We start from the raw sequence: 17,065 nt of genomic DNA on the forward strand, positions 1-17,065 counted from the left end.
GATGCATAAAAAACATCAAATAGAGGTGTATGTACGGTTTAGTGAAACCGATGCTGTTGGCCATGTCAATAATACAAGTTATTTTCTTTATTTTGAAGAGGCAAGAACGAAATTATTTTATGAGATTTTACCTAATAGAAATAAACAAAGTAGTATGATTTTGGCTTCTATTCATTGTGATTATGTTGCCCCAGCTTTCGCAGGTGAGGAACTAGTTGTGACTACTGAGGTTAGCAATATTGGCCGTAAAAGCTTTGAATTACAGCATTTATTGACAAAGAAGATGGATGGGAAATTGGTTGCTAAAGCAAGTTGTGTCACTGTGTGTTATAACTTCATAGATGATCATTCTATTTTGATTCCAGAACATTTAAGGGATAACTTAAAAAAATATCAGCCTCTCGCATTACTAAGTAAAACAGAGGAGGGTGTTCATGACTTCTGATACAATTCCCATTCGAGAAGGTGAAGGGCTTGATGTTCATCGCTTAGAACAATATTTAAAAGCAAATATAGAAGAAATACCTAACAAACCATTAGAAATCTCCCAATTTAGTGCAGGTAAATCAAATCTAACCTATCAATTAAAAGCTGGCAACTGGGAAGCTGTGTTAAGAAGACCGCCTATGGGACCAGTAGCACCTAAAGCGCATGATATGGAAAGAGAATATAAAGTACTACAGGAAATCCACCCTTTTTTCAATCAAGCACCGAAGCCTTTTATTTACAGTGATAAAGAACTTTTAGGTGCACCATTCTTTATTATGGAAAGAAAAAAAGGGGTGGTGATAGACGATTCCCTCACTATTCCTGATGGTGACAGTACTTATGATGTAGGTCAAAGAATATCACAATTGATGGTAAACACTCTTGTGCAATTACACGCTATCAATTATCAGAAGACCAAACTAAAAGAGATGACGAGACCAGCTGGGTTCATGCAAAGGCAAGTAGATGGCTGGATAAGCCGATATCATCGTAGTAAAACAGATGAAATTAATGGGATTGATGAACTTACAAATTGGTTAGAGTCACATCTCCCACATTCCGAAAAAACAACGATTATCCATTATGATTTTAAGCTAAATAACAGTATGTTCAATCAACAGTTAACAAGATTAATCGGTGTCTTTGATTGGGAAATGTCAACTGTTGGTGACCCGTTAGCCGATCTAGGTGTTGCCTTAAGCTACTGGCATGAAAAAAATGATTCCGATCTATTGAAGAGAGGTCTAGGAGAAGAGTCGGTGACGACAAAGCCAGGCTTCTTCACAAGAGAAGAGTTTATTCAAGCATATGCGCTAAAAAGTGGGACAGATGTCAGTCAAATTCATTATTATTTAACATTTGCTTACTTCAAACTCGCCGTTATATGTCAGCAAATTTATTATCGTTGGAAGCGCGGACAAACAAAAGACGAGCGCTTTTCTAATCTAAACTTATATGTAAATAACTTAATACAACATGCTGTAAAGACATCTAGAAGAAAATTGTGAGGTTATTGATATGGTGAAACTTCATGTAGTCATGAAAAAAGAAGAAATCGATAAAGAGAAATTAAATGGGCAGAAGGTGGTCGTTGTATTTGATATTTTGATGGCCACATCAGTTATAACAACTGCGATTCAACACGGGGCAAAGGCGGTCATACCAGTAGCGAATCAAGAGGATGCATTATATGAAGCAAGCATTCGTGAAAAAGGAACATATGTGTTAGTTGGAGAATATAACGGGCTAACGATAGACGGATTTGAATCACCCCATCCAGAAAGATTATCTAAAACTGTTGAAGGTAAGGATATCATCTTAACAACCACCAATGGAACAGTGGCCATCAAACATGCTCTTAATGCAAAGAAAGTGTATATAGCATCCCTCTTAAATGCCAAACATTCTGCTAAGGCAGTTTGTAGCGAACATCTTGATGAGACGGTAGTACTTGTTTGTTCGGGATCTTCTGGTGCATTTAATGTCGAGGACTTTTATGGAGTCGGTTATTATATTGATTGTTTAATAACTAGCAGTCATAAGGCTTGGGAAATGTCAGATACAGCACTGTGTGCCCATCAGTTTTATTTGGGTGCAAAAGAAAAAGGAACAGAATTATTAATGGCTTCACGTGTAGGTAAAATGATTGCAAATCACGGTATGAAGACGGAAGTAGCATTCGCAGCTCAAAAAGATATTTTTGCCGTTTCCCCTATTGTAACGGATGAAGGCGTAATCGGCGTTTAATAAAAAAATGAGGTGAAGATATGACATCGAAAACAATGAGTCATTTACTAATGAAAATTGAGAATGGTGTAATGGAATTAACATTAAATCGTCCTGAGGCATTAAATTCATTTAGCCCTGAGCTAATTCAAGGGTTAAAATCAGCACTACAACAAGCCAAAGCGGATAAAGATATTCGTGTTATTGTATTGAAGGGAGCGGGAAGAGCTTTCAGTTCTGGTGGAGATGTAAAAAGGATGGGTTCAAGATCGCCTATAGCTACTTATGAACATATTGGGAATTTGAATGAGCTTATTCTTTTAATACAATCTGTAGAGAAACCAATCATTGCAGCCGTACATGGATATGCGGCAGGAGCAGGGTTTAATCTAGCACTAGCATGTGATTTAATCTTAGCAGAAGAAGAAACTAAATTTATTTTAAGCTTTTCTAAAGTAGGCTTAATTTCGGATGGCGGCGGCTCTTATTTTCTACCTCGACTAGTTGGATTACAACGTGCGAAGGAACTATTATTTAGCGCAGAGCCATTAACAGTTGAAAAAGCATACGAATTTGGCATCGTTAACCATATTTACAAAAAAGGTCACTTTGAAGATGATGTAAAACAATATGCGGAAAAATTAAGTGCTGGGCCAAATATTGCGTATGGATTTATTAAAAAACTTACTAACGAATCTTATCAGTTATCATTAAAACAAGTATTAGAACAGGAAAGGATTACACAAGGTACGATGGTAACAACAGAGGACCATCATGAAGGAATTACTGCTTTTAAAGAAAAAAGACAACCTGACTTCAAACGTTCTTAAATTAAATATGACACCTCTATGAGCTATTCTAAAAAGTTAAGGAGGAGATTAAATTAATGCAAACAAGACATTTTGATCACTGGCCAAAGCTTCCAAAAAAACTGATTGTTCCAGAAACTTCAGTTTACCAAAACTTGGAATTCTCAGCACTTCAATATCCTTCGCGAGAGGCTATCCATTATTATGGAAATGAAATAAGCTTTAAGCAATTATTAGACGAAGTGAAGAGTGTTTCTAGTTATCTTCAAACGGAATTACAGGTAAAAAAAGGAGATAAAGTCCTGCTCTTTATGCAGAATTCTCCACAGTTTGTCATTAGTTTCTATAGCATTATGAGAATCGGCGCAGTCGTCGTTCCGATTAACCCAATGCTTGTTACGAGTGAGTTAGCTTTTTATATTAATGATTGTCAAATTGAAACAGCAGTTATCGGTCAAGAATTACAACCTATTGTAAAACCACTTATTGAACAGACTTCTTTGAAACACCTACTTATTGCCTCCTATTCAGATTATATTGACCCACAAGATAACATAGATAGACCAGATGTAGTTGCAGAACCACGAAAAGAATGGACAGAAGAGCAAGATCATTTCCGGTGGGATGACGCTATAAAGATAAGAGAAATCGTTCCTTATTATACGAGCAAACAGGATGATTTAATCGTCCTTCCTTACACTTCAGGAACAACCGGTGTACCAAAAGGCTGTATGCATACGAATTATTCTGTTCAAGCCAATACCGTTGGTGGTGCTTTATGGGGGAGGATTTCAAGTAGCAATGTCATTTTATCTTCTTTGCCATTTTTCCATGTGACCGGAATGGTGCAAAGTATGCATGTACCCATTTATGCTGGAAGTACCATGGTCATTATGACTAGATGGAATAAAGATACGGCATTACAACTTATTGAGAGAAAGCAGTGTAGTAATTGGACAGCTATAAGTACGATGTTAATTGATTTTATTTCTAATCCAAAATTAACAGCTGATCGTATAGCTTCACTTATTGGCATTTCCGGTGGTGGCGCTACTTTGCCGGAAGCAGTTGGTCAGAAATTAGAGAAATTAACTGGATTAACTTTTTTAGAAGGGTATGGCTTGACCGAAACAATTGCACAAACCCATTCAAATCCAACAGATCATCCGAAAATGCAATGTTTAGGCATTCCCTTCTTCGATGTGGATGCTAGAATTATAGATCCTATTACAAATGAAGAATTGGGAATCGATGAGGTTGGTGAAATCATCATTCATGGTCACCAAGTAATGAAAGGTTACTATAATCGTCCAGAAGAAAATGAAAGCGCTTTTATTACTATAGAAGGAAAACAATTTTTTAGAACAGGTGATTTAGGAAAAGTAGATGAAGAGGGTTATTTCTTTATTGTTGATCGTGTAAAAAGAATGATTAATTCTTCAGGTTATAAAATTTGGCCGACAGAGGTGGAGTCGATTCTATATCGTCACTCTGCGATTCAACAGGCTTGTGTCGTTGGGATTCCTGATCCGAGACGAGGAGAAGCAGCAAAAGCCTTCGTAATATTAAATGAAGACAGTAAAGGAAAGACATCTGCTGAAGAGATTATTCAATGGGCTAAAGAGCATATGGCTGCCTATAAAGTTCCGAAAGTGGTTGAGTTTAGAGAGTCTTTCCCGATGACATCTAGCGGGAAAATATTATGGCGTAAACTGAAAGAAGAAGAAGAATCGAAAGTGAATCAACAAAAAGTCTAATCTTCTACTGACGTGAAAAAGGGGGAAAATGATGGAACTTTTAATGCAACAATTGTTTAATGGATTAACAATTGGGAGTGTCTATGCCCTAGTAGCTTTAGGGCTCACTTTAGTATACGGCATTCTCCATATTCCAAATTTCGCTCACGGTGCTCTGTACATGGTAGGTGGATATATCACTTTAATTATGATGACTGAAGCAGGTTTACACTATATTCTCGCAATGGTTGTTTCCATTTGTGTAGTCGGACTATTAAGTGTCTTAATGGAGAGACTTGTGTTCTATCCTCTAAGACACTCTCCTCCTATTCAAGATAAAGTGGCTGCCATCGGTATTTTACTTTTTCTTGAAGCATTAGCACAGTTTATATGGGGAGCGGACTATCGCCAAATGTCAACACCTTTTGGGCAGGTGGTGGAAGTGTTTGGTCTCACACTGACATTGCAGAGAATACTCATTGTATTCGCAGCAATTGCGGTAATGATTTTGCTTTACTGGTTCTTAAAGAAAACATTTACGGGTAGGACAATCATTGCAATGGCCCAAAATAGAGAAGGGGCGCAATTAGTAGGTATCAACACACATAAAGTAGCGATCCTCACTTTTTTTATTGCTGGTGCTCTGGCGGCAATTGGTGCTTCACTTACGTCACCAATTAACCTCGTCTTTCCTGGAATGGGACATCTGGTAATCCTAAAAGCTTTTGTCATTATCATCATCGGTGGAATGGGCAGTATTCCAGGAGCCATATTGGGTGGATATATCCTAGGGTTCACGGAAAGTTTAGGAGCAACCTACCTTTCTGCAGATTATAAAGACATCATCGCTTTTGTATTATTAATTCTCATTCTATCAATCAAGCCTCAAGGAATTTTCTCTAAAGGAGGCGTATAGAATGAACGTTCTAACAAACAAGAAGGTAATTATACCTTTGCTCATCGTTCTCGGAATCGTTTTCCCTTTCGTTATTCCGAATCTTTATTATCTTCATATTATGACTTTGGCTTTTATTTGGACCATCGCAGTTTATGGCTTGAATTTACTTGCGGGTTATACAGGTTACTTATCTTTAGCTCATGGTGGTTTCTTTGCAATTGGGGCGTATGTTATCGGCATCCTTACTGTTAAACTTGAGATGGGTTTTTGGTTAAGCTTTTTGTTAGCCCCATTGGTAACGATGTTCATCGGGTTAATCATCGGGCTGTTTGCCTTAAGAACGAAAGAACACTTTTTTGCTATATATACCCTTTGTGTAGGCTATATTATTTACCTAGTGATTGATAAGTGGGAAGGTCTAACTGGTGGCGTAAGAGGACTAATTGGTATCCCTTTGCCAGAGGCAATCGGTCCAATTACTTTTCAATCACCAACAGCTCAATATTATTTAGCGTTTTTCATTTTTCTCCTCGTTGTGGCTGTCATTTATCGTATCGTGCATTCACTAACTGGGAGAACATTTATCGCTATTCGTAATAGTGAAGATTTAGCGTTATCACTTGGTATTTCAACTAAACGGAATAAACTTCTTGCCTTTGTACTTTCCACTTTTTTTGCTGGTTTGGCAGGAGCGATGTATGCAGGTTTTATCCGTTTCATCGGTCCAGAAATAGCTTATACAACGATCACATTTGATTTGCTTACTTATATGATTGTTGGTGGAATTGGTACATTTGCTGGTCCGATTGTAGGGACATTTCTTATCGTGATCATCTCGCAAAATCTACAATTCTTACAAGATTATCGGATGCTCATATTTGGTCCATTATTGACATTACTCATCATCTTTTCTCCTAGAGGAATTGTTGGGTTTATTCAAATGCAGTTGTATCAAAGAAAACGGAAAAAACAGGAATCTCTTGCTTACAAAAACAGGGAGGAGGAGACAAATGCTGGAGGTTAAAGGCTTAACGAAGCGTTTTGGTGGAAATGTAGCAGTGAAGTCAGTGGATTATTCCGTCCAACAAGGGAAGATCAACGCCATCATTGGCCCTAATGGTGCGGGGAAAAGTACATTCTTTAACTTGATTACAGGTGTGCACGAACCGACCGAAGGAACCATTATCTATAAAAATGAGGAGATTACTAGACAACCAGCGAATGTGATAGCAAAGCTAGGTGTGGCAAGGACATTTCAAAGTACACACTTATTTGAAATGTCGACGGTGAAAGACAATGTAATCGTTGGCCATCGCTTGCGAACGAAATCTAATCTGTTTGATAGTATCTTTCGGACGAAAAGGCTAAAAGAAGAAGAACAACAATGTATCGCCAAAGCAGAGGAATCTTTAGATTTCGTTGGCTTATCACATGTAAGTGATCAACTAGTAACAAATATTTCTCAAGAAGAGAAGAAACGTGTTGCTTTCGCATTAGCACTTGCTACTGATCCTGAGATCGTTTTTCTCGATGAACCAACAGCTGGGGTCAATCCTGATGAAACAGATGAAATGGCAAAATTAATCCAAAAAATGGCGGATAAAGGTTTAACGATTTGTCTTATTGAGCATAAGATGCCGATGATTATGCGGTTGGCGCATCATATTATGGTTTTAAACTATGGAGAAAAGATTGCGGAAGGAACACCAGCAGAGATCCAAAAAAATGAAGAGGTCATCAAAGCCTATTTAGGAGGGACGGTGAGTGCTTAAATTAGATGGAGTTTCTGCTAAATATGGAAAATATTTAAGTATTAAAGATATTGATATTGATGTTGTGGAAGGCGAGATTGTTGTTTTACTAGGGGCGAATGGAGCAGGGAAAAGCACGACTTTCAAAACAATTAGTGGTCTATTAAAAGCAACTTCAGGCAAGATACTTTTTAATGATGTACCTATTCATCAAACGGCACCTGAAAAGATTGTACAAATGGGGATTGTCCAATGTGCCGAGGACCGTAAATTGTTTCCTTATATGAACGTAGAACAAAATCTAATGATGGGAGGTTATATTCATCGTAAGCGTAAAGCGCAATTGAAACAATCATTAAATGATGTGTTCGAGCTTTTTCCGATTCTTTACGAAAAAAGAAATGAAGCAGCAGGTTTACTAAGTGGTGGACAACAGCAAATGCTTGCAATCGGCAGAGCTTATATGGCTAAACCGAAGTTAATGTTACTTGATGAACCTTCCATTGGGCTAGCACCACTTATTGTTGAGCAAATGTTTGAAAGCATTAAAAATATTAATCAAGAAGGAACAACCATTCTTTTAGCAGAACAAAATGCATTTGCAGCGTTAAGTATTGCGAAGAAAGGTTATGTGTTTGAAAATGGGCAGATTGCATTGCAAGGGACTGCGGATGAGCTTTTATCAAACCAAGAGGTAAGAAAGGCTTATATTGGTGCATAAGTAATAATTATTAAGGGGGAGAGTTTTATGAAAAAGCGGAAATGGTTAAGTGTTTTAGTCGTATTCACTATCTTTTTTCTTTCAGCTTGTGCACAATCAAGTGGTGGCAATGGTGAGAAAGTCGTCAATATTGGTTATAGTGGTCCATTGAGTGGTGCTGCTGCTTATTATGGTGAAAACACATTAAATGGTTTGAAGATGGCAGTAGAGGACATTAATAAAGAAGGTTTTGAAGTAAATGGTGATAAATACAAACTGAATGTTGTTGCCTTGGATGATAAATATTTACCTAATGAAACAGCATCAAATGGAAAACGCTTAGTTCAAGAAAACCAAACACCAATTATATTCTCGCCACATAGCGGTGGCATCTCAGCGTTACAAGTATTTAACGAAGTGGATAATTTCATCGTATCAGCCTATTCGAGTGAACCAGATATTGTTGAGCGTGGGAATACATTAACTGTTAGAATACCGCCGAGCTATGAAGGATATATTGAGCCATTCTCCGATTATGCGATGGATAATTTCGGAAAAAAATTAGCTGCTATTCCGCCTGTTACGCAATATGGAAAAGATTGGGCTGAAGCGATTATTCCATACTGGGAAAGTGCAGGAGGAGAAGTAGTTCATAAAGCTTCAGTTGATTACTCTAAAGATACAGACTTTTTTACTCTTTTAACGAATGCATTAAAAGAAGAGCCAGATGTCCTCTTCATTGGTGGACCTTCAGAACCTACTGCTAAAATTGTATCGCAGGCAAGACAGCTTGGATATGACGGAGGTTTTATCGTGATGGACCAAGCGAAATTGGATGAAATGAAAAATGTGACAGGTTCATATGATGTATTAGAAGGAGCGATAGGTGTTGTTCCGCTTATATATACAGAATATTCTGGAACAAAGGAGTTTATTGATAAGTATCGTGAAAAGCATGACAAGGACCCAGGTTCTGAAGCAGGCTATCACTATTTAGCAATGTATGTATTTGTAGAGGCAATGAAAGCAGCGGGATCTGTTGATGATGCTAAGCTTATACGGGAACACATTGAAGATGGATTAACTAATTTACCAGATGATAAAAAAGTATATGATTTGAAACATATTGAAGAAAATGGGGCAATCGAAAACTTTATCAGAATGGGTGTAATTAAAGATGGTGAGTTTGAAGAAGTAGATGTAGAGTAAAAAGAGGGCGTCTGTGAGTGAAGAAGGTTCACAGACGTCCTATCTTTTGTTTTACCTTAATTGATAAGGGTATAGAGAAGTAGAACGTATAAAATGGAGGGATAAAATGGGTAATCGAAGTATTCTATTAGTCGAAAGACCAACCGGAATGCCAAATGATAAAAATTTTGAATTAGTAGAGAGTGAAGAACTTCCTCGTTTAAATGAAGGGGAGGTATTAATACAAACCATTTACCTTTCTGTTGATCCATATATGAGAGGCAGGATGAGTGGGCGAAAATCATATATTGAGCCTTTTGCATTAAATGAAGTGTTATCCGGTGGAATTGTAGGTCAAGTAATTGAATCAAAGGATGGTAATTTTAAAGTGGGTGACTATGTGGAAGGGCGGCTTGGCTGGTCTGATTATAATGTAGCTAAAAGTCATCAAGTACGTAAATTAAATCCTTCTATAGCTCCTATATCAACAGCATTAGGTATTGTGGGAATGCCAGGATTAACAGCTTATTTTGGCTTACTAGATATAGGTGAGCCTAAAGAGGGAGAGACGGTTGTGGTCTCTGGAGCAGCAGGTGCCGTTGGTTCAACGGTTGGGCAAATAGCTAAATTAAAAGGCTGTAAAGTGATAGGAATCGCTGGAACGGAAGAAAAATGCCAATATTTAAAAGAAGACCTACATTTTGATGAAGTCATCAACTATAAAACTGATAATATAAAGGATAAGGTTAAACAATATACACCCGATGGCGTCGATATTTACTTTGATAATGTAGGTGGAGATATTTCCGATGAAGTAATAAAAAGAATTAATTACAAAGCAAGGATTATTCTTTGTGGACAAATCTCCTCCTATAATGCGACAGAAATAGAGCATGGGCCGAGAATACAAGGGTTATTAGTACAAAAAAGCGCATTAATGAAGGGTTTCATTGTTGGTGATTATGCAAATAATCACGAAGAAGGCTTGAAGCAACTTGGAGAATGGGTTAATTCAGGAAAGCTTCAATATCGTGAAAATATCGTGGAAGGTTTAGAAAATGCTCCTCATGCTTTTATTGGCTTATTTAAGGGAGATAATTTAGGTAAACAACTGGTTAAAGTGAGTGATGATTAACATGAACGAACTATAAGAGCATGGATATTGGAGAAGAACAAATAACGTGTTTGGCATAATTTGTTCTTTTCCTTATTATTGTGAATGTTTGATCCTGCTACTAGCTCTGTAATAGAACAATAAGGGACAATTAGATACATATATTGGAGGAATGTTATGCAACTATTTGAGCAAAACCATAGCAACTACTCCTTTGAGATATTTTCTACTTCACACCTTGTAATGGTAGTACTCTTTTTAATAGGATCCTTCTTCTTATATTTCCAGAGAAAAAGGTTAGCCGGACATAAAACGATGTTAAGAGTAATATTCTTATTGCTCTTGCTCTTTTTAGAAGGAAGTTATCACTATTGGTTATGGATAGGTGGAAAGTGGGATGTCTCTTTTGCTTTGCCTCTTCACTTATGCTCGATTAGTGTGCTACTTTGCTTGCTATTACTTATTTTACAAAAACGTTTGCTCTTTCAATTAACTTATTATATTGGTATTGCGGGAGCGACTATGGCTATCTTAACGCCAGAATTGTTTTTCGGATACCCACATTTTCGTTATTTTCAATTTTTCTTTATCCATATGATCATCGTATGGACAGCTCTACTTTATATATTTAGCTTCAAGTACTCTCCATCAAGTAAAGGGGGTGTAGCTGCGTTTATTTCTCTTAATATATTTGCGATTATAGCGGCTGTTATTAACTATGTTACGGATGGAAATTATATGTTTCTTTCTCGAAAACCAGCGACGAGTTCTGTGCTCGACTTTTTTGGCCCATATCCTTATTACATTTTTGTTCTTGAGGCTGTAGCAGTATTGTTATTTGTACTTATGTATCTTCCTTTTAAGGATAGGAGGAAAGACCCTTTAGAGAAAAGAAAAACAATTAGTTGATTAAATCGGCCCATTTTTTTCATAGGTGTCACAAAATGGACAAATAAAATGTAACTATTTTCTTTTGTGTTACATTTTGTTTTAGTGATAAAGAACTGTTTATTGTGGATGCTATTGGAAGTTTAGTATGTATTTTCTTTTAAATTGTAATTATATTACATATAAACCATGTTTTTCACGGTTTGTTTTTCTTCGTATGCACTCTATCATGAATGAGAAATGATAGATTAGGAGTGTACAAAGAGATGAAAAAACAACTCGTGTCAATAGCAGCGGCTACTACTCTTTTTGCGGCAACATATGCAGAAGTTGGAGCAGCGCAAACACATACAGTGCAATCAGGTGATACTTTATGGAAATTGTCTAATACATATAATCTTTCCATCAATCAATTAATGGAGTGGAATCAGCTAAAGAGTTCTACAATTGTTGTTGGTCAAAAGCTGAAGGTAAATGGGGCAGAACAAACAAGTACCTATACAGTCAAAAGTGGAGACTCACTTTGGAAAATTGCACATCAACATGGTATCTCTGTCATTGATTTAAAAAACATCAATGGGCTGAGTTCCGATAGAATATATCCAGGGCAGAAATTAAAGCTAAAGGTGAGTTCAGGGGGGGCACCTTCAACCCCTAATACAAACCAATCAACTTATACAGTACAATCAGGTGATAGTCTCTGGTTAATTGCCTCAAAGCATCAGTTATCAGTGGCGCAGTTAAAAAATATGAATAACTTAACAACGGATGTAATCCGTCCAGGTCAGGTATTAAAAGTGATTTCATCTAACTCCTCGGCTGGTGGAAATCAAACTAGTAATAACCAACATTCACAGGTAAATCAATTAATAAAAGAAGCGAAAAAACATATCGGTGTTCCTTATACTTGGGGAGGAAATTCACCGTCTTCAGGGTTTGACTGTAGTGGATTTCTAAAATATGTTTTTAATCAAATCGGTGTTTCCATACCACGAACAGTGGAGACGATTTGGCAAGCGACTACATCTGTTTCATCTCCACAACCAGGTGATATTGTTTTCTTTGAAACGTATAAAAAAGGACCATCACATGCCGGTATTTATTTAGGCAACAATCAATTTATTCATGCTGGAACAAGTACAGGTGTAACAATTGCTGATATGTCTTCAAGTTATTGGAAACCGAAATATTTGGGTGCTAAAACGGCATTATAAAAACTGGATTTAAAAGAGCATTTGGGAGACAGTTCCTAGGTGCTCTTTTTTAGGTTAAAACACTGAATTACTCTGTAAATATTCTAAATATTTAAAATTGACAAAAAAGACTATTTTAAATAAAATATTATATATAGATATATAGTATCGAATACCGATAAAATGAGAGGGTGAAAAGTATTGGTTAAATTAGAAGTGCCAACTGTTCAATTGACATCAGATCAGCAGTCATTTAGAAATGAAGTCCGTGCATTTTTAAGAGAAGAAATACAATCCGGGCATTTTACACCTACATGTGATTCATGGCTAAGTGGAGAATCATCTACTTTTTCGAAAAAGCTAGGTGATAAAGGTTGGATTGGAATGACATGGCCGCAAGTGTATGGTGGAAGTGAAAAGAGCGCCATTGATAGATATATTTTAACAGAGGAGTTGCTTGTAGCAGGTGCACCCGTTGCTGCTCATTGGTTTGCTGATAGACAAACGGGGCCATTGCTTCTAAAATATGGGACGGAAAATCAAAAAAAGACTTTTTTACCGCAAATCACAAAAGGGGAATGTTTCTTTGCTATTGGTTTAAGTGAACCGAATGCTGGCTCTGATTTAGCTGCCATCAAAACTCGGGCAGTACGAACGGATGGCGGCTGGCTACTCACTGGTTCAAAGATATGGTCAAGTGGTGCTCATATCGCTCACTATATGGTCGTACTATGTCGTACATCACCAGAAGATGAAGAAAATCGCCATGATGGTATGAGTCAGTTAATTGTTGATTTACATGTTAATGGTGTGACCATTCGCCCAATCACTTTTTTAACAGGTGAGCATCATTTTAATGAGGTATTTTTTGAAAACGTTTTCGTTCCAGATGAACAAGTGGTCGGTCAAGTCGGGAATGGTTGGAAACAAGGAATGGCAGAACTTGCTTATGAAAGAAGTGGACCAGAGAGAATACTCAGTACATACCCATTATTTTCAGGTGTAATTGATGAACTAAAAAGGATAAATGATCGAGAAGGATTAACAGAAATGCTCTCGCTCCTTCCAGAGCTATGGAGCATTAGAAATTTATCTATTGGTGTGGCAAAGTATCTTGACGAGGGGAAGGATGTTTCATTTATTGCCTCACTTGTTAAAGATAGAGGAACAACTTTTGAAACAAAAGTGGCAGAGACGGTGAGGTTAGTATTGTCTAAGCACCCTGATTTATTAAATAGTAAGTCTATCGGTGAGCTGTATACACAATCTATTTTGCATGGCCCAGGTTTCACTCTAAGAGGGGGAACAACGGAAATCTTACGAGGAATTATTGCCAAAGGGGTTGTATCAGAATGAGTGAAATAAAAGAGTATATTTATGATTCGGCCAGTAAATTTTTGAAGAAACAATCTACACAGGACTTACTTGAAAAGGGACAAAAGGGTTTATTTGATGATGAGTTATGGGCATCCCTAAATGACATGGGTCTAACAGGAGTAAATATACCGGAAGCATATGGTGGAGTGGGTGGAGATTATGAAGATGGTTTTACAGTTATTAGATTAGTTGGTCAATACCCAATTCCTCTACCTTTACCTGAAACTTTAATTAGTAAATGGATTCTGTCACAGTACGAGATGAAGATCACTCATGATCAACCGTTATCATTCCATTTTAATGAACAAAACCCTTTGGAAGTTAGGAAACATAACGGTAACTATATTTTAAGCGGAGAGGCTTTAAATGTACCTTGGGGAAGGGTAGCAAAAGAAATCGTTGCCCTCGCTAAATGTCAAAACGAGTGGATGATGGTCCTCTTACCAGTAAACGAGTCAAAGATACATGAACAGGTGAATCTAGCCGGTGAACCACGTGATTCCTTGATTTTTCATGACATTCATATTGGAGATTCAGCCATCAAAATAATAGAAGATTGTGAGAGTAAGAAAATAGTAGAGCAACTGTATGCATTGGCTAAAGCGGCGATGCTTGCTGGCATTAGTGAACGAGTAGTACAGGAGTGCCTGTCTTATGCAAGTGAGCGTAAACAGTTTGGCAAGAATTTATATCGTTTTCAAGCAGTGCAGCAACATATCTCACTTCTAGTAGGAGAAACCGCTGCTTGCTTAGCTGCTGTTAACAATGCAGTGGAAATGCTTCAGGGTAGCTATGATTCGTTGTCTATCATGTTGACGAAGATAAAGGTGAGTGCCGTTGCAGGCGATATTGCGATGACCGCCCATCAGCTCCATGGAGCTATTGGGATGACATATGAACATACGCTGCATCATTTAACAAAACGGTTATGGTCATGGCGTGATGAAGCTGGAAATGAGCGCTATTGGCAAGGGGAATTAAGCACTTATATAGCACACAGTCCAGTCACTATTTGGTCACTATTAGTGGATAATCACGAAGTTAAATCCATTTTATAAGGAGGTAAAGAAAATGTCTGATTTACATTTTGAGGTAAGAGAAGGAATTGCACAAATTATATTAAACCGCCCAAATGCAATGAATGCGTTTAGTGAGGAAATGCTAGATTTATGGATTGACGCACTACAGACTGTGCGAGATTCTAATGATATACGTGTTGTGATTGTTAAAGGAAATGGAAAAGGTTTTTGTGCTGGTGGAGATATGAAAGAGATGGGCGCAGGCAGGGGATTTTATCGTTCTGATGAAGATCGTGTAACCACTGGTCTTGCAAGAAAAAATTCACTATGGAAAAAGGTACAACGGATCCCTTTATTATTGGAAGAGATTGATCAACCTGTTATTGCACAAATTAATGGAGCGGCATTTGGAGCAGGTCTTGATATGGCATTAATGTGTGATATCCGCATAGCCGCAGAAGGAGCGAAGCTATCTGAAAGTTATACAAAAGTCGGCTTAGTTCCTGGGGATGGTGCTGCTTATTTTCTTCCGAGAATAGTTGGAATAGACAAAGCTTTAGATATGCTTTGGACAGCGAAAGTATTGACGGCTAATGAGGCGAAAGAAATGGGATTGGTCACATTTGTAATTGCTGATGATGAGTTGGAAGGTTTTACAGAGAACTATGCCAAAAAATTAGCAAATGGACCACAAACGGCCATTCGCTTCATTAAAAGAGCTGTCTATCAAAATCAAACAATGAGCCTAAGGTCATCATTAGATATGATTTCTTCGTTTATGGCAATCACAACCGAATTAGAAGATCATCGTGAAGGAGTAAAAGCGGTAACAGAGAAGAGAAAACCGAAATTTCAATGAATGGATGTGAAGGGGGGAGGTAGTCATGGATAGAGCCTTGGATGGAATTAGAGTATTGGATTTATCAAGAGTTTACGCTGCACCGGCTGGTTCAATGATATTAGCTGATTTAGGTGCCGATGTAATTAGAATAGAATCACCTATGGGTACTGATAGCATGCGAGATTGGGGGCCGTTTGTGAATGGTCACAGCAGCTATTATTTTACAGCCAATCGGAATAAACGTTCTATTACCCTTAATTTAAAATCTCATGAAGGATTGACTATTTTTAAGCAGTTAGTAGCGAAAGCTGATATCGTCCTTGAAAACTTTAAAACAGGGACATTGAAAAAGCTTGGTATTGACTTTGATGAATTAAAAAAAATCAATAATAGGATTATACTTTGTTCTGTAACAGGCTTTGGACAAACAGGTCCAATGCGTACAGAACCAGGTTTTGATCCAGTTATTCAAGCGATGAGTGGATTAATGGATGTGACAGGTCACCCTGATGGTGAGCCAACAAAAGTGGGGATTCCAATTGCGGATATTCTTACCTCTAAATATGTCGCTATAGGTATCTTAGCCGCTTTAAGGATGCGAGATAATAATGGTGTGGGTCAGCATATCGACTTATCTTTACTAGATGTGCAAATCAGCTCAATGGCCAATATTGCGAGTGGCTACCTAAATACTGGTATGGAATCTAAAAGATTAGGCAATCAACATAATAATGTTGTTCCCTATCAAGTTTTTGATTGTAAAGACCAACCGCTAATGATTTGTGTAGGAAATAACCATTTGTTTAGACAATTATGCATACTATTAGATAAACCAGAATGGGTAAGTGATCATAGGTTTCAAACAAACGAAAAACGCTTAGAGTATAAAGATATCTTAGTCCCATGGATAGCTGAACAAATGTTAGCAAATACAGCAGACAATTGGTTAGAGAAGTTTTCCCAATACGGTATTCCTGCTGGAAAAGTTAATAGTATTACGCAAGCCTTTAATGATCCGCAAGTAATTGCAAGAGAAACGGTTGGAACAATGTTACATCCAGTGATGGGAGAGGTGAAATTAACGAAAAGTCCTTTACGTTTTTCTGGATTAAACATAAGGTGTGATCTGGCACCACCAATCCTCGGAGAGCATACAAATTTGTTCTTACAAGAGGAATTAGGTTTGGATGAGGGAGAAATAGCAGCATTAAAAAAACAAGGGGTTATATGAGAAAGATTTATATTTTAAAACATTCGTATAATTGAATTGCTCATCTACCTATTCTCATTTGAGTAAAATAACACTTTTTTACCGATGTGTTGGCACCAGAAAGATA

Annotated in this window: 17 protein-coding genes; all 17 read left to right on the forward strand. The window is 37.4% G+C overall.

Annotated elements, in window-relative coordinates; genetic code table 11:
• The first annotated feature begins 1 nt into the window (after window position 1).
• A complete protein-coding gene (locus tag MKX67_RS10960; RefSeq protein WP_095373697.1) occupies window positions 2–445 on the forward strand; it encodes a thioesterase family protein in 444 nt (147 codons plus the stop codon).
• On the forward strand, window positions 435–1,496 hold the full coding sequence (locus tag MKX67_RS10965; RefSeq protein ID WP_322909267.1) for a phosphotransferase family protein: 1,062 nt from the start codon (window positions 435–437) through the stop codon (window positions 1,494–1,496). The genes MKX67_RS10960 and MKX67_RS10965 overlap by 11 nt, the downstream gene beginning before the upstream one ends.
• Window positions 1,497–1,506: 10 nt before the next feature.
• Window positions 1,507–2,235 (forward strand): 2-phosphosulfolactate phosphatase, encoded by a 729-nt coding sequence (locus tag MKX67_RS10970; protein ID WP_341050939.1) that lies wholly within the window; start codon window positions 1,507–1,509, stop codon window positions 2,233–2,235.
• 20 nt (window positions 2,236–2,255) lie between these two features.
• Entirely contained in the window at window positions 2,256–3,044 is a 789-nt protein-coding gene (locus tag MKX67_RS10975; protein WP_095373426.1) for an enoyl-CoA hydratase, read from the forward strand.
• 56 nt (window positions 3,045–3,100) lie between these two features.
• The gene (locus MKX67_RS10980) at window positions 3,101–4,780 is read left to right on the forward strand and encodes a long-chain-fatty-acid--CoA ligase (RefSeq protein WP_322909269.1); all 1,680 of its coding nucleotides are present in this window, start codon (window positions 3,101–3,103) and stop codon (window positions 4,778–4,780) included.
• Between the two features lie 31 nt (window positions 4,781–4,811).
• Complete coding sequence (locus MKX67_RS10985) at window positions 4,812–5,675, forward strand: branched-chain amino acid ABC transporter permease (protein ID WP_095373424.1); 864 nt, start codon at window positions 4,812–4,814, stop codon at window positions 5,673–5,675.
• 1 nt (window position 5,676) lies between these two features.
• A complete protein-coding gene (locus MKX67_RS10990) occupies window positions 5,677–6,681 on the forward strand; it encodes a branched-chain amino acid ABC transporter permease (RefSeq protein WP_095373423.1) in 1,005 nt (334 codons plus the stop codon).
• A complete protein-coding gene (locus MKX67_RS10995) occupies window positions 6,668–7,429 on the forward strand; it encodes an ABC transporter ATP-binding protein (protein WP_095373422.1) in 762 nt (253 codons plus the stop codon). The genes MKX67_RS10990 and MKX67_RS10995 overlap by 14 nt, the downstream gene beginning before the upstream one ends.
• Entirely contained in the window at window positions 7,422–8,129 is a 708-nt protein-coding gene (locus MKX67_RS11000; RefSeq protein ID WP_307314199.1) for an ABC transporter ATP-binding protein, read from the forward strand. The genes MKX67_RS10995 and MKX67_RS11000 overlap by 8 nt, the downstream gene beginning before the upstream one ends.
• Window positions 8,130–8,156: 27 nt before the next feature.
• Window positions 8,157–9,317, forward strand: coding sequence for an ABC transporter substrate-binding protein (locus tag MKX67_RS11005; protein WP_307314196.1), 1,161 nt, complete (start codon window positions 8,157–8,159; stop codon window positions 9,315–9,317).
• Window positions 9,318–9,423: 106 nt separating this feature from the next.
• On the forward strand, window positions 9,424–10,431 hold the full coding sequence (locus MKX67_RS11010; protein WP_095373419.1) for an NADP-dependent oxidoreductase: 1,008 nt from the start codon (window positions 9,424–9,426) through the stop codon (window positions 10,429–10,431).
• A 156-nt stretch (window positions 10,432–10,587) separates the two neighbouring features.
• A complete protein-coding gene (locus MKX67_RS11015; protein ID WP_095373418.1) occupies window positions 10,588–11,319 on the forward strand; it encodes a TIGR02206 family membrane protein in 732 nt (243 codons plus the stop codon).
• A gap of 245 nt (window positions 11,320–11,564) precedes the next feature.
• Complete coding sequence (locus MKX67_RS11020; protein ID WP_342489226.1) at window positions 11,565–12,512, forward strand: LysM peptidoglycan-binding domain-containing protein; 948 nt, start codon at window positions 11,565–11,567, stop codon at window positions 12,510–12,512.
• Window positions 12,513–12,692: 180 nt separating this feature from the next.
• Entirely contained in the window at window positions 12,693–13,847 is a 1,155-nt protein-coding gene (locus MKX67_RS11025) for an acyl-CoA dehydrogenase family protein (RefSeq protein WP_322909272.1), read from the forward strand.
• Complete coding sequence (locus MKX67_RS11030; protein WP_322909273.1) at window positions 13,844–14,926, forward strand: acyl-CoA dehydrogenase family protein; 1,083 nt, start codon at window positions 13,844–13,846, stop codon at window positions 14,924–14,926. The genes MKX67_RS11025 and MKX67_RS11030 overlap by 4 nt, the downstream gene beginning before the upstream one ends.
• 13 nt (window positions 14,927–14,939) lie before the next feature.
• The gene (locus MKX67_RS11035; protein ID WP_322909274.1) at window positions 14,940–15,746 is read left to right on the forward strand and encodes an enoyl-CoA hydratase-related protein; all 807 of its coding nucleotides are present in this window, start codon (window positions 14,940–14,942) and stop codon (window positions 15,744–15,746) included.
• 25 nt (window positions 15,747–15,771) lie between these two features.
• On the forward strand, window positions 15,772–16,959 hold the full coding sequence (locus tag MKX67_RS11040; RefSeq protein WP_095373413.1) for a CaiB/BaiF CoA-transferase family protein: 1,188 nt from the start codon (window positions 15,772–15,774) through the stop codon (window positions 16,957–16,959).
• Window positions 16,960–17,065 lie beyond the last annotated feature (106 nt).

The organism is Cytobacillus sp. FSL W7-1323 (assembly GCF_038595015.1).
GTDB lineage: Bacteria > Bacillota > Bacilli > Bacillales > Cytobacillaceae > Cytobacillus > Cytobacillus kochii.